The 12,271-nt window shown below is 61.1% G+C and carries 15 protein-coding genes; 6 read left to right on the top strand and 9 right to left on the bottom strand.

The genetic code is table 11. The annotated features are described in order from the left end of the window. Nucleotides 1-317 precede the first annotated feature (317 nt). Together X756_RS157500 and X756_RS157505 are read left to right on the top strand one after the other, a co-directional pair. Nucleotides 318-1,493: a zinc-dependent alcohol dehydrogenase gene (locus X756_RS157500; RefSeq protein WP_023682758.1), complete on the top strand. Its 1,176-nt coding sequence runs from the start codon at nt 318-320 to the stop codon at nt 1,491-1,493. A 10-nt stretch (nt 1,494-1,503) separates the two neighbouring features. Continuing rightward, on the top strand, nt 1,504-2,052 hold the full coding sequence (locus X756_RS157505; RefSeq protein ID WP_023729135.1) for a hypothetical protein: 549 nt from the start codon (nt 1,504-1,506) through the stop codon (nt 2,050-2,052). Between the two features lie 255 nt (nt 2,053-2,307). On the opposite strand, the gene X756_RS157510 is transcribed toward X756_RS157505, so the two are convergent. Beyond that, on the bottom strand, nt 2,308-2,532 hold the full coding sequence (locus X756_RS157510; RefSeq protein WP_155922421.1) for a hypothetical protein: 225 nt from the start codon (nt 2,530-2,532) through the stop codon (nt 2,308-2,310). A gap of 1,139 nt (nt 2,533-3,671) precedes the next feature. Here X756_RS157510 and X756_RS157520 point away from each other — a divergent pair. Beyond that, nucleotides 3,672-3,929 carry a hypothetical protein gene (locus X756_RS157520; protein WP_245260390.1) on the top strand — a complete coding sequence of 86 codons (258 nt, stop codon included), beginning with the start codon at nt 3,672-3,674 and terminating at the stop codon, nt 3,927-3,929. Between the two features lie 282 nt (nt 3,930-4,211). Here the strand turns inward: X756_RS157520 and X756_RS157525 are convergent, their stop codons facing one another. Continuing rightward, a complete protein-coding gene (locus X756_RS157525) occupies nt 4,212-4,679 on the bottom strand; it encodes a hypothetical protein (protein WP_023667769.1) in 468 nt (155 codons plus the stop codon). Nucleotides 4,680-5,095: 416 nt separating this feature from the next. On the opposite strand from X756_RS157525, the gene X756_RS0133840 reads away from it, so the two are divergent. Continuing rightward, on the top strand, nt 5,096-5,695 hold the full coding sequence (locus X756_RS0133840; RefSeq protein WP_031237941.1) for an EF-hand domain-containing protein: 600 nt from the start codon (nt 5,096-5,098) through the stop codon (nt 5,693-5,695). 199 nt (nt 5,696-5,894) lie between these two features. Here X756_RS0133840 and X756_RS157530 read toward each other — a convergent pair whose 3' ends face one another. Then, the gene (locus X756_RS157530; RefSeq protein WP_023667766.1) at nt 5,895-6,059 is read right to left on the bottom strand and encodes a hypothetical protein; all 165 of its coding nucleotides are present in this window, start codon (nt 6,057-6,059) and stop codon (nt 5,895-5,897) included. A gap of 1,001 nt (nt 6,060-7,060) precedes the next feature. Between X756_RS157530 and X756_RS157535 the strand changes: the two genes are divergently transcribed. Together X756_RS157535 and X756_RS157540 are read left to right on the top strand one after the other, a co-directional pair. Beyond that, complete coding sequence (locus X756_RS157535) at nt 7,061-7,720, top strand: L,D-transpeptidase (protein ID WP_023729133.1); 660 nt, start codon at nt 7,061-7,063, stop codon at nt 7,718-7,720. A gap of 10 nt (nt 7,721-7,730) precedes the next feature. Continuing rightward, nucleotides 7,731-8,243 (top strand): OmpA family protein, encoded by a 513-nt coding sequence (locus tag X756_RS157540; protein WP_023667764.1) that lies wholly within the window; start codon nt 7,731-7,733, stop codon nt 8,241-8,243. 302 nt (nt 8,244-8,545) lie between these two features. Here X756_RS157540 and X756_RS157545 read toward each other — a convergent pair whose 3' ends face one another. The 6 genes from X756_RS157545 to X756_RS157565 all read right to left on the bottom strand — a co-directional run bounded on the left by X756_RS157545 (nt 8,546) and on the right by X756_RS157565 (nt 12,266). Then, a complete protein-coding gene (locus tag X756_RS157545) occupies nt 8,546-9,415 on the bottom strand; it encodes an SDR family oxidoreductase (RefSeq protein WP_023707232.1) in 870 nt (289 codons plus the stop codon). Nucleotide 9,416: 1 nt separating this feature from the next. Further along, entirely contained in the window at nt 9,417-9,581 is a 165-nt protein-coding gene (locus tag X756_RS1000000169300) for a hypothetical protein (RefSeq protein WP_023710084.1), read from the bottom strand. 23 nt (nt 9,582-9,604) lie between these two features. Further along, complete coding sequence (locus X756_RS157555; RefSeq protein WP_023729132.1) at nt 9,605-11,371, bottom strand: thiamine pyrophosphate-dependent enzyme; 1,767 nt, start codon at nt 11,369-11,371, stop codon at nt 9,605-9,607. 9 nt (nt 11,372-11,380) lie between these two features. Continuing rightward, complete coding sequence (locus X756_RS1000000169295; RefSeq protein ID WP_023692307.1) at nt 11,381-11,524, bottom strand: hypothetical protein; 144 nt, start codon at nt 11,522-11,524, stop codon at nt 11,381-11,383. A 132-nt stretch (nt 11,525-11,656) separates the two neighbouring features. Then, nucleotides 11,657-11,845 carry a hypothetical protein gene (locus X756_RS1000000168665; RefSeq protein ID WP_023729131.1) on the bottom strand — a complete coding sequence of 63 codons (189 nt, stop codon included), beginning with the start codon at nt 11,843-11,845 and terminating at the stop codon, nt 11,657-11,659. 175 nt (nt 11,846-12,020) lie between these two features. Continuing rightward, on the bottom strand, nt 12,021-12,266 hold the full coding sequence (locus tag X756_RS157565; protein ID WP_023682770.1) for a hypothetical protein: 246 nt from the start codon (nt 12,264-12,266) through the stop codon (nt 12,021-12,023). Between the last annotated feature and the right edge of the window lie 5 nt (nt 12,267-12,271).

Raw genomic sequence — 12,271 nt, 5'->3', positions numbered from 1 at the left:
ATCGAGCAGATGACGTGTCAGCCGCCGCGAAGGACACCTGCGGACGGAACGTTTTTGGTACACTTGAGTACGTCCATTCGTGGGTCGGGCTCCAGCGGCTCGTGCCCGACGCGCCCCGGGGAAGGCCGCTGGTGCCCGCGACAGATCCTTCCAAGGTGCGGCTCTGGAATGGCCCAAAAATTCTCTCGAGCTCCCGGAACATCGGTCCGCCCCTGTGGTTCGACAAGCAGCGGCACAGTCGATCCAACCAGGCATCGGCCCGCTTAGGACAGGCGCGAGGTCCCTACCCACAGATCTTGCGAAAATAGGAGCAAGCTATGCGAGCGTTGGTCTGGCACGGCAAGGAAGACATACGCTGCGATCAGGTTTCGGACCCGGAAATTGAGGATGAACGTGACGCGATCATCAAGGTGACGAGTTGTGCCATATGCGGCTCCGACCTTCACCTCTACCACAACTATGTGCCAGCCATGCTGCCCGGCGACATCATGGGCCACGAGATGATGGGAGAGGTCGTCGAGGTCGGCAAGGGCGTCAACGGCGCTCTGAAGGAGGGAGACCGCATCGTCGTGCCGTTCACCATAATCTGCGGTGAGTGCGACCAGTGCAAGCGACAGAACTTTTCGGTTTGCGAACGCACAAACCGCAAGAAGAATCTCGGTGACAAGGTGTTCGGGCACACCACCGCGGGTCTGTTCGGCTACACTCATTTGACCGGCGGCTATCCCGGGGGACAGGCGGAATACATGCGTGTGCCGTTCGCCGATGCCACGCACGTAAAGGTGCCTGACAGCCTTACCGACGAGCAGGTTCTCTTCCTCGGCGATATTTTTCCTACCGGATGGCAGGCGGCGGCACAGTGCGACATTGAGCCCACCGATACGGTTGCGGTGTGGGGCTGCGGCCCAGTCGGGCAGATGGCCATACGCAGCGCCCTGCTGCTCGGCGCCAAACAGGTGGTGGCGATCGATTGCCTGCCGGAACGGCTTTCCATGGCCGCGGCCGGCGGCGCCATCGCCATCAATTTCGCCGAGGAAAGTGTCGTCGAACGACTGCGGGAACTCACCGGCGGAAAGGGCCCGGAGAAGTGCATCGATTGCGTCGGCATGGAAAGCCACGTCTCGCTGGCCCAGCCCGATACCGTCTACGATCGCGCAAAGCAGTTGATGCTGATGGAAAATGATCGACCGCACGTTCTGCGTGAGATGATCTATGTCTGCCGGCCGGCCGGCGTGATCTCGATCCCCGGCGTCTACAGCGGGCTGGTCGACAAGATTCCGATGGGACAGGCAATGAACAAGGGGCTCACCTTCCGAATGGGGCAGACCCATGTCAACCGTTGGACCGAGGATCTGTTGCGCCGCATCGAAGATGGCCAGATCGACCCATCCTTCGTCATCACCCATACCGTGGGGCTCGAGCAGGGACCCGAGATGTACAAGGTGTTTCGCGACAAGCAGGACAGTTGCATCAAGGTTGTACTGAAACCGTAGGGAAATCGTCATGAACGTGATTGCCAAACTTACCAACATCACCCGATCGCCTGGCGATCCCAAAGTGCTGAAGACTGGGCAGAGTGCGGTCGCGGCCTCCGATGGCCTTGCCCGCAAGCTCGGCTGGTTCAGCATCGCGCTTGGCGTCGCCGAGCTGGTTGGCGCCGAACGGATTGCCGGCGCGCTCGGCATGCGCGGCAAGGAAGATCTGATCCGCGCTTATGGGGCGCGGGAAATAAGCAGCGGCATACTCTCGCTTTCAGTGGACAAGCAGGCCGGGCTTTGGAGCCGGGTGGCCGGCGACGGCCTGGATATCGCGACATTGCTGACAGCATATCGGCATGGCAACCCAAAGCGCGATAATGTAGGCCTTGCGCTTGCCATGGTCGCCGGCATCACATTGCTCGACATCATCGGTGCGAAAAGCGTGACCGCGCGCCACTCTCGGAGCAGGACCAAGCCACGCGACTACAGCGATCGAAGCGGCTTTCCCGGAGGCACTGCCGCAGCCCGCGACCGCGCCCGCTCGCAGCGCAGCCAGGAGGTCGGCGCAGCCTGATAGAGATTTCCGAACCCTGGCGCCATGCGACCTGGACAGGTGGCATCTCGTCGGGCCCTAACGCCAGAGGTGGTTGCTCTCGGCGAGCCGACTTTGCTGGAACAGAGTGGACCGTCGAGTGGCCGTTCTCGCCGTCCCCTGGATCACCGCCGCGCATGGTTGTGTGGCCGGTGCGTTAAAGGCAGGAAGCAAGCAGCGATGCGACCAGGCGTCTAGCCTTCCATGTCTCTTACCTTGGCCAGGTTCCGGCGATCCTCAGGCCGAGCCGCGTTCGGGAAGCTCGGTCTCTTCCGCCACCCCTTTCCGCAGGTCTCGGCGCAAGCGTTCCGCTTCGTCGGAATTATTATCGTCGTCTGTCCGCTCGAGTTCGCGATCGATTGTCTCGCGCGACCCCTCTGCCGGATCCTGTTGCGGAGATGTGTTCGGGCCGGTTTCGATCTTGCCGTCGCCGGGAACGGTGCGGTCGCGAGACTTCGTCATCTTCAGCTTCCCTTTCATCTGTCATCTGCCTCGGCATCTCCGATGGCATGAATTTTGGCCGCTTCCCTGCCGAACCGGATCGTCGACGCTTTGTTCCGGGAAAGCCCCCGCAGGTTCGTGCTGGTCGGCCCCGGGGCATTGGTCGATGCCCTTGCCGGGAAGCATCCTATGCCAACGAGGTCGGCGGCAGCCTCATCAATGTCGTTATCAACATATGGGCTGTGAAGGCGTTTTCGGCCCGGACACGCGAGCACGCCAGGCTCGCGGCGAGTTTTCGAACCGAAGCAGATGCGCAGCGTAACAACTGGATGTATACGGAAAAGGCTGCCTCATCCACGACATCGCGCTTTCGGTAATGGCCGGCGGCATGCTCGCCTGGGCGGTCCGGCAGCTGGTAGCGAACTGGTCATAGGCCTTTGCAAAGCCGCGTCGATGAAGCGGGTGCGGTAGCGCTGGTCGGTGTAGCGTCGAGGCATCTGTCAATCGGAGACAAGCGCGACCACTTTTGGGACCTCACTGTTTTTTCCACCGGGACTCGACATCTCACTATCATAGTTGATTGTGGCTGCCGGTGACCCTGCGTAATGGATAGCCATTCCAACTCTCCAACAGGAAAACGGTATGTTGTATCCGGGTCGGTTTTTGGGGCCAAGCGAGATTGAGATGCTCGCCCAGGTTTGTCACACGGTCTGCAAAGAGCGCGCCCTACCTCTTGCTTCGCAGAACGGAGAGCGCATAGCTGCCCATATACTCAGGCTGTTTATGAATGGCTTGATTGAGCAGAATGAACTGCTCGATGCTGAGAGGAACTGGGCTCTTCGGCTTGACCGTTCGGTCCAGCAAACGATGTCAACTACGCGCACATGAGAGGCCGCGGGACCCAGTTTGGTTCTTACAGCCGAACACCCGCCGCTATCTGAGATATGTTGCGGGGTTTTCTTCGCCGCGGAGTGATCCGATACAGTGCGCGGAAATCATGGCAATCCTGTTCGCAGTGATTCTATTAAGCGTAATCGCAGTCGCATTCTTGGTCGTCGGAAAGCCGCCAAGGCCAGTTGGGAACAAACCTGACGTTTAAGCGTTTGTAGAGCCCTTCCACCGGGCAACTCACCGAAGTGCTTCTTGCCGTGCATGATGCGATGTCGACGGCCGTTTTGGCGGGCAGGAGCGCCAATGCGGAAATAGTAGGCGTGGTCGACCTCACCAACAAAGCTGAGGTCGACATCGGCATCACCAGCTTGGGAAGAGCCATCCAGTTCGTGGCCAACGCCTCGGTGCTTGGATACGACATTCGCGGCGCCATGGTCTTCTATGGCGCGCCCGGTACCCCGAGCCTAAGGGCGAGAGAGTGCGAGCGCTTGTGGGCGCAGTTTGGCGGCGCGCTTCTACAGCCGTAGCTCTATCAGGACGTTCGCCCCGCCCGTTCTTGGTATGAACGCGTACGGAACTGAGGCGCTACCCAGCCGCAGCGGGAATGGCTCAGTGGTAGCTCTAGCTGGCGACCGCACTAAGCAGCTTTTCGGTGATGGGCTTTGAGCGGCTGAGCCAGCGTGAGAACGTTCGGCCGCATATCTGCCGGTGCCTGCTTTCATGTGACTGGGCGAGGCTATTGGGGAGCCGGGTTGACCACTGGCCCTTAGCCGAGGGAAGCACAGTACGGCAACCTCGCTCTTTGCTGGCTAACATCCTTCCGCTCTCAGGGACCGGACCATGCGCACAACAACAGGGTCATACGGTTTCTTTTCGGATTTCCGATAATTCATTGTGAAAAGCGCGGCACGCTGGTTGCAGACCATAATTGCACGGACGTAGCGAATCTCGCCATTCTTGACCCCGGAGTAGCTGGCCCATTTCGGGGCTAGACGCCGATAGGTCAGTCGCCAACCGGCCTTTTCGTCCTCGATCATGCGATGTTCAATCTCGGCGCGAAAACTTGCTTTGCCCAGTCGCGCGCCCCAAACGACCAGAAACGCGTCTCTTGGGCCCTGAAAAGCCGCGCCCTGCTCCGAATTCTGGGTCAGGACGAAATTCGGAGGAATATCGAAACTAAAGCCAAGCTGTCGGACGCCGAAGGGCTGCCACGCCTCGGCCTGAAGCAACGTGGTCCAAAAGAGAAAAACTGTAAGTCCCAGCAGGAGGCGTCGCATTGCTCTGATTTAGCGCTGGCTAACATGGTGTCCAGACGGACAGAGGTCCGTGACATAAAAAATAGGCATCATGGCCGCGCAGCATATGGACGCGGGATTCGCGATTGACGGCGTGCGGTCGAAACGGCTTCCGTCCCACGAAAGGAGAGGACGCAGAGGGAATTGGTGCGTCGGTATGATCGACTGGCAGAAAATTGGCGAGGCCGAATGTCCAACGTTCATTGCCCGCAAAAATGGGCGCCGGCTTCCTCTTGTGCCTAGGGAAGAAGAGCCGAAATTATTCCCTGACGAAGACCCTGATCTACCTCAGACGGGGGGCATGCCCTGTAACTTCGCCGTGACCTGATCCCCTTCGGGGAACAATCAGATCGAGTTCCAGTTTGGCCTTCCAAGCGAAGGCACTGATGGAGCATGCCATGAGATTTCCACACAGCACGACGGCCGCGGCCGCCGTTTTCATTGCCCTGACCTCCCCCGCGCTCGCCCAGACAAGCGGAACACCATCACCCTCGACACCTGCACCCGCTCCGGCAACCGAACCGCCGGCCGCCGGACAGTTGCCGGATGCGACCGGACAAGCGGATGGACCAACACGCGAAATGATCCGCCAGATGGTTGAGCAAGCTGTCCGTGACCGACTGCAGCAGGATCGCGGTTCCGAAGAGGGTTTCCGCGAGGAAGATAGTCGCAACTATCAAGGCGATCGCAACGAGGATGCTGACCGCCACGATGAAGATGGCGACCGTTGGCAGAACCACGGTGACCGCGATCGTGGACACAGAATGGCTGGACGCTGGCATCATCAGATGATGCGCGGTGCCGGCATGCGACTGATGTTCGGGCTGTTGGACACCGATGGCGACGGATCGGTGTCCGAGGACGAGGTTCAACGCGCGGTGGGCAGGATGTTCAGTAGCGTTGACGAGAATGGTGATGGCAAGATCGATGTGAACGAGATCCAGTCCTTCATGCATGGCTCCAGCATGCATGGCACTGATAGCGAGGACACGCCGTAGCTGTCTTCAAAGGGAATGCCCTCCCTCGGATAAAGCGGGCGCGTGGCGGCCGATCCCGAAGCGGTGTCTCTTGGCTGTTAGGCGCCCGGCCAGCACCCTTTAGGCTTGAGCTATTCCCGCAGTCCCGCGAGACGCCAGCCGTGACAAAAAAGGCTTCGCATTGCTGATCGAGGAACGATCGAAGCCGACCAACGCAAGGTCACTCGGGCGCTCGGTCTTCCAGCAGAACGAAGGATGCGGCGATCAAGTCGTCGCCATTGATACGTCCTTGGCTGTCCTCCAACATAGTTGCAACCTTGTGGAAGGCCATCATTTCACCCGCGTCAATCTGCGCTTCACGCATCTTGGCTGTGAGATCAGCCACGCGATTTCCTAACGAATGTGATTTTGCAGTCTCGCAATTCGACATGATTAGTCATCCTTTGCCTTGGGGTTTCACGCTGCCGAACGCAATGCTTCAGCGGATGTTCCGAATTTGGCCATCAGTCTTATGGGATAGGACTTGCGTCTGATTGCGGTTGGAAGAAGCCCGAACGGCGGAACACGCAGCCGGACGCCGAATTGGAAACCCACCGTCGATCGAAGTCCCTTGTCGCCGGTTGAGATCCCGCCATCTTCACTGTCGAGAGGGTGGCGGGATCGCCTTCCGAGGAGCGAGCGCATATGAGGTAATAGATATTTGGCAGATGTACTCACGGCCATCCTGCTCGCTTCTTTTGTCTGCGCATGTTCATTCTTTTCGGGAAACCCCATCTCTCCAACAACACGCAACAACCGCGTTGCTACCCACGATTGATGCGATGACAACTGCATCAACAAAGCAAAGCCTCTTCGCCTAAGGTGCGATTGCCGCGGGCTTTTTCGACTTGAAGGTCGTCCAACGCGCCCGGTGGTCAGGCCATGGCGTTCAGCGGGAGCCAGGTAGACTCATCGCGAAAATCCCGCAGCGAGGCATGTCGCAAGTCCTCCTCGCCGCGTGCGGATACTGGAATCCGCCTGGCTCGTTGTGACAGGCATGCGAAGATGAGTGTCGGCGCATGGACGCGGAAAAACCCGCCAGCGTGAGCCAGCGGGCCTTGTGATGGGATGGCCCGCGCGTGCGGTCAAGGCTGCGCGGGCCGACCATGATGAATGAGGGGACATCTTGGTCACCGGCACGACCGATGAAGAACGAGCCGGGTGTGACAGAACACCCTTGGAGCGAGGATGTTCCCGTCCGCACAAAAAAGCTCGCCGGCGGGCAGTCGCTATTTTGCCGTCAAGCGGACAGACCGCTTGCGGCCCACCCACTGCACCATTTTTCCACTTTGAGCCGAAATCATTCTCAACTATGGTTCGCCATGCTTAAGGCATGGGGGATTGCCGATGGTTTTATCACGCAGGGGTGTCGTGCTCGGCGGTCTGGCGCTGGTCGCGGTCGGTGGAACCAGCAATATTGTTCAAGCCGCGGGGGCAAAATCCTTTTTCGCCGGTACCGCCAGCGATAACGATTTCGTCTATCGCAAGACCAACTTCGCCAAGATCGACAAGAGATGGCATCGCCAGATCGTCAAGTATTTCAGCAGCGAGCCGGTCGGCACCGTCGTGGTCGATACCCGCCACCACTTCCTCTACCTCATCATGGAAAACAAGACTGCCATCCGCTACGGCGTCGGCGTCGGCAAGGAAGGCTTCAAATGGTACGGCCGCGCGACGATCGATCGCCGCGCGCTGTGGCCGCAATGGGTCCCGCCGCCAGAAATGCGCAAGCGCAAGCCGGACCTGCCGCCCATGATCGCGGGCGGCGCGTCCAACAATCCGCTCGGGCCGCGAGCGCTCTATCTGTACCGCGACGGCGCCGACATCGGCTACCGCCTGCATGGCACGCTGGAGCCATGGAGCATCGGCACCGACGCTTCCAGCGGCTGCATCCGCATGTTCCCCGAAGATATCATCGACCTCTACCAGCGGTGCCCGATCGGCACCGCGGTGGAGGTCCTGCCGCACATCGCCGACCAGGCGCCCGCTTCCACCACTGTCGAATGATTGGCGCATCATGAACCGCATGATTGAAAACACGCGCCGGCTGCTCGCCGCCGGCCTGCTGGTTGTGGCCACATCCTGCTCGACCAGCAACACGCTGGCCCCGTCGACGCCCGACGTCACCAACGCCGAGATTGCCGGCTTCCAGAACGTGCAGCCGGGCAGCGAGGAGGATTTTATCCTCAATGTCGGCCGCCGCACCTACTTCACGAAAGGTTCGGCCGCGCTCGATTCTGTCGCCAAGGCCACCCTCGACACCCAGATCGCCTGGTTGACAAAGCATCCGCGCTGGCTGCTCAAGCTGCAGGGTTTCGCCGACGATCCCGGCGCAAGTGAAACGGCGCTGTCGCAGCAGCGCGCCGATGCGGTGATGGACTACCTCGCCGCCGGCGGCATAGACCGCAACCGCATGTGGGCCAAGGGCTACGGCAAGGACAGGCTCGTCCGCGACTGCCCCGACTCCGCCTGCAGGTCGCAGAACCGCCGCGTTGTGTCTAATTTGCGCGATGAGAGGGACGAGTCGTAGAGGCTGCTGTTTTGCTGGCCGCCAAATCAGTCTCACAACGCGACGGCGGCATGGCTGCAATGCGCCTATCAGGGACATTCACCCAGCGTTTGCCCCCCCGAAACCTGACGCTCCGGTGAACCCGGAATGAAGTCAGCTTCCCGTCTACCAACCTCCGGCTCAGGGCCTGGTGGGAGGCTTCGGCATGCGCCTCGACGAGTTTGCGGACGTGGCGGTTGTCCGCGATCCTGATCGGCATGAGCCTCGCCACATGTCGGTGTGCTACGGGGAGTGGGCGCCGTGGAGCTGGCAGGTACGCTCGCTCAAAGCATCGGCCGTCCGCCGGTGACCTCGTAGAGTGCGCCGGTGGTGTAGCTCGATCCTTCCGAGGCAAGCAGCACATAGGTCGCTGCAAGCTCTGCCGGTTGCCCGGGACGCTTGAGCGGCGTGTTCTTGCCGAACTCCTTGACCTTCTCAGAGGGCATCGTCGACGGGATCAGCGGCGTCCAAATCGGCCCGGGAGCGACCGCGTTTACCCGAATGCCGCGTTCAGCTACCAGTCCTGCAAGTCCGGCGGTGAAGTTGGCGATCGCTCCTTTGGTAGTGGCGTAGGCAAGCAGTGCCGGCGATGGACTGGTCGCGTTGATCGAGGATGTGTTGATGATGGTCGAGCCGGGTTCCATGTGCTTCACTGCTTCCTGGGACAGATAGAACATCGCATAGACATTGGTGCGAAAGGTGAGATCCCATTCCTCCGCGCTGATGTCCTCAAGCTTCTCGAACGACGCTTGGTGGGCTGCATTGTTGACGAGGATGTCCAGGCGCCCGCATTCATCGATAGCTCGCTGCACAAGCGACCGCGCGAAGATTTCGTCCGAGATGTCGCCGCGTGCGAGCACCGCCTTGCGCCCCGCTTCCTCGACCAAGCGCGCCGTCTCCTGCGCATCTTCGTCCTCTTCAAGGTAGGAGATGATGACGTCGGCGCCTTCGCGTGCAAATGCGATAGCCACCGCCCGGCCGATGCCCGAGTCCGCGCCGGTGATCAGCGCGACGCGGTCCGTCAGCTTACCGCTGCCGCGATAGCTCTCCTCCCCGTGGTCGGGCCGTGGATCCATCTCGTCGGTGTAGCCGGGCATGTCCTGCTGCTGCTCGGGAAGCGGCGGCTGAGGATATTTCTGCTGGGCATCCTGCATGTCAGGTCCTTTTTTGGTTGGAGTTGCGGTTGTGTCGATCCGGTTCCGTGATCGGTCCCTTGGCGGCTTTCGAGCCACCGCCCCATTCCTCGGCCTTGCACGCTTGGTCGCCGCCCATGAGGTCCGGCGAACCGCGATTTGCGGTGCCGCTGTCGGTCTTGTTCAACTCGTGCTCCTTCTTGCGTGTGGTCAGTCTTTCTCGCCGGCGGTAATCATCGACCTCAGCGGCTCTTGCGCCACATTCGCCTCGATTTCCGCGCGTCCGGGGGTATCCGGTAGCGCCTTGCGGAAATTTCTCGCATAATCCGGTGGCATCTTCGGTGGCATCATCGGTTCGTACGGGTCGACCACGGCCTCGATGACCACCGGACCCTCAGCAGCCAGGGCAGCGTCGAGAACACATTCCACCTCCTCGGCGCGAGAGACGCTGTAGCCGATGCCGCCCATGGCTTCGGCGGCCATGGCGAAGTCGATGGGCTGGAGTTCGCAGGCGAATTGCGGGTTGCCGAGAAACATCATCTGCTCCCAGGCGATCTGATTGAGCATGCCGTTCTTGAGCACGAGCACCTTGAGTGGGATCCGGTGCCGAACTGCCGTCGAGAACTCTCCGAGCTGCATCGCGAGACCGCCGTCGCCGACGACCGCGAAGACCGGCCGGCCGGGAAAGGCCAGGCCCGCGGCGATCGCATAGGGCAGTCCGCATGCCATCGAGGCCAGCGCGCCCGAGACGCCGAAGGCCTGCCCGTCACGCAGCTCGATATGGCGGGCCGCCATCTCGGTGTTCTGGCCGGAATCGGCAACCAGGATCGCATCATCGGGCAATCGTTTCCCAAATGCGCGTGTAACCACCTGGGGCTTGAGCGAAGTGGCGGCCTTTTGCTCCGACTGCGCCATCATCTCGCGCCAGCGTCGCATGCCCGCCTGCGCCTTCTCGAGGAAGCTGCGATCATCCTTGCGCTTCAGGCGCTTGTTCAGCAGTCGCAGCGTCACGGCGGCATCGCCGGCAAGGCCGGCCTCAACGGGATAGCGCAGGCCGATGCGCTGCGGGTCGCGCTCGATCTGCACCCCGCGCGCCTGTCCCGGCTTCGGGTAGTATTCGATGTAGGGAAAGGTCGAGCCGACGACGAGCAGCGCGTCACATTCCTCCATGATTTCCTGCGACGGCAGCGTGCCGAGAATTCCGATGCCGCCAGTCGTCAGCGGGTGATCGTCGGGCAAGGCAGCCTTACCGAGCAAGGCCTTTGCGACGGGGGCACCAAGCAGCTCCGCCGTCTCTTCCAACTCGTGCCTGGCACCAAGCGCGCCCCGACCGGCGAGGATCGCGACCTTCGTCGCGCCGTTCAGGATCTCGGCGGCTTTCGCAAGTTGTTCTTCGTCGGGAAGCCTGCTTCCTTCGAACCAACGATCCGGCGTATGCGACGGTTTGTTGCGCTTCGAGCGCTTGGCTTGGTCGAGCGTGTGCTCCTGCACATCGCTGGCGATCGACAGATGCGCAACGCCGCGACGTGCCAGCGCCGACCTGCAGGCGAGACCGGCCAGGCTTTCCATATGCGCCGCGTCGGAGACCTGCGCGTTGAAGACGGCGACATCGCTGAAGACGCGCGTCAAGTCGACATCCTGCTGGGTGAAGGTCTCGATGAGGTCGTGGAACTGCATGCCGGTAATGGCGAGCACCGGCGCTTGGTCGAGCTTGGCATCGTAGAGTCCAGTCAGGAGGTGTGTGCCGCCAGGGCCGGAAGTTGCGAGGCAGACACCGAGCTTGCCTGTCCATTTTGAGTAGGCGCACGCCATGAACGCCGCGGATTCCTCGTGTCGCACCTGAATGAAGCGGATGCGGTCCTGCCGCCTGCGCAGCGCCTCCATGATGCCATTGATGCCGTCGCCCGGCAGGCCAAAGATGATATCGACGTTCCAGTCGATCAGCGTCTCGATGAGGATGTCCGCGGCGGTCGGCATGTCTCGGTCCTACCGCGATGCGGATCCCGCCGCCTGGCTGCTCTTGTTCGCGGTCTTGTCAGTCTTACGCTGGTCCTTGTTGCCGCCGCGATTGCCGCCATGCAACTCGTCGGAAGTTTGAGCGGTCTTGCCGTCTTCCAAATTATTGGCCATGCGCAAAGCTCCCTTCATCCGGCCTGCCTAACCAGAAAGTCGGTGAGATGTTCCGTGCCCGAAGGCAAGGCCGCCTAGTCAGGTGCCGAAGGCAAACGTGTCAGTACCACCCGATGAGGCGCTGTTCGGCAGTCAGCGGCTGAACAGGCGAGGTGCGATCGAACAGACGAAGACATCGAACTGCTGCGAGGCCGAGGATTGCACGTAGTGGCCGAGGCTGCCTGATCGCCAAAAGCGCTCGCGGCAGAGCTGGCCGATGTTCAGGTCGCGTCTTCGCAGGTCCCTATAGCCAGAGCGCAACGCCGCCCGGACCGTCCCCATAGGCGAACTCCTCGCACCCCTCGTCGACGAATTTCCCGCGCGGGATTCCGCCTCAGTGACGAAAGGACTCGTTCGTCGCGCACACCGCGGCGGGCGATGTGCGCCTCGACCATGCGGTGCCTGGCGTGCCGGTAGTCTGGCATGGCTCCTCGATAGCTTTAAAAAGACGGCAGGCTTAGTCGTCCTGCCTGCGCTTGTGGTGCTCGCTCTCCTGGTTTTCGCCGCGGATCATCTGGCGATCGTCCTTGTCGGTCAATTCCACGCCCTCGTCGCGTAGATTGGCGCCGTCTTGCCGCGCCTCACGCTCCTGCTTGGATCTCTTCAGCTCATCCTCGGCATTGAAATCGTCGCCGGCATTGCTGGTGTTCTCGCGCTTTTCGATGATGCGCAGCTGCTGCTCGTGGGTCTTCCGGCCGGCCATGGCAA

This window comes from Mesorhizobium sp. LNJC405B00 (assembly GCF_000502615.1).
Classification (GTDB): Bacteria; Pseudomonadota; Alphaproteobacteria; order Rhizobiales; family Rhizobiaceae; genus Mesorhizobium.
Note: the sequence above shows the minus strand (reverse complement) of the source record. Positions and strands in the feature narration are given on the sequence as shown.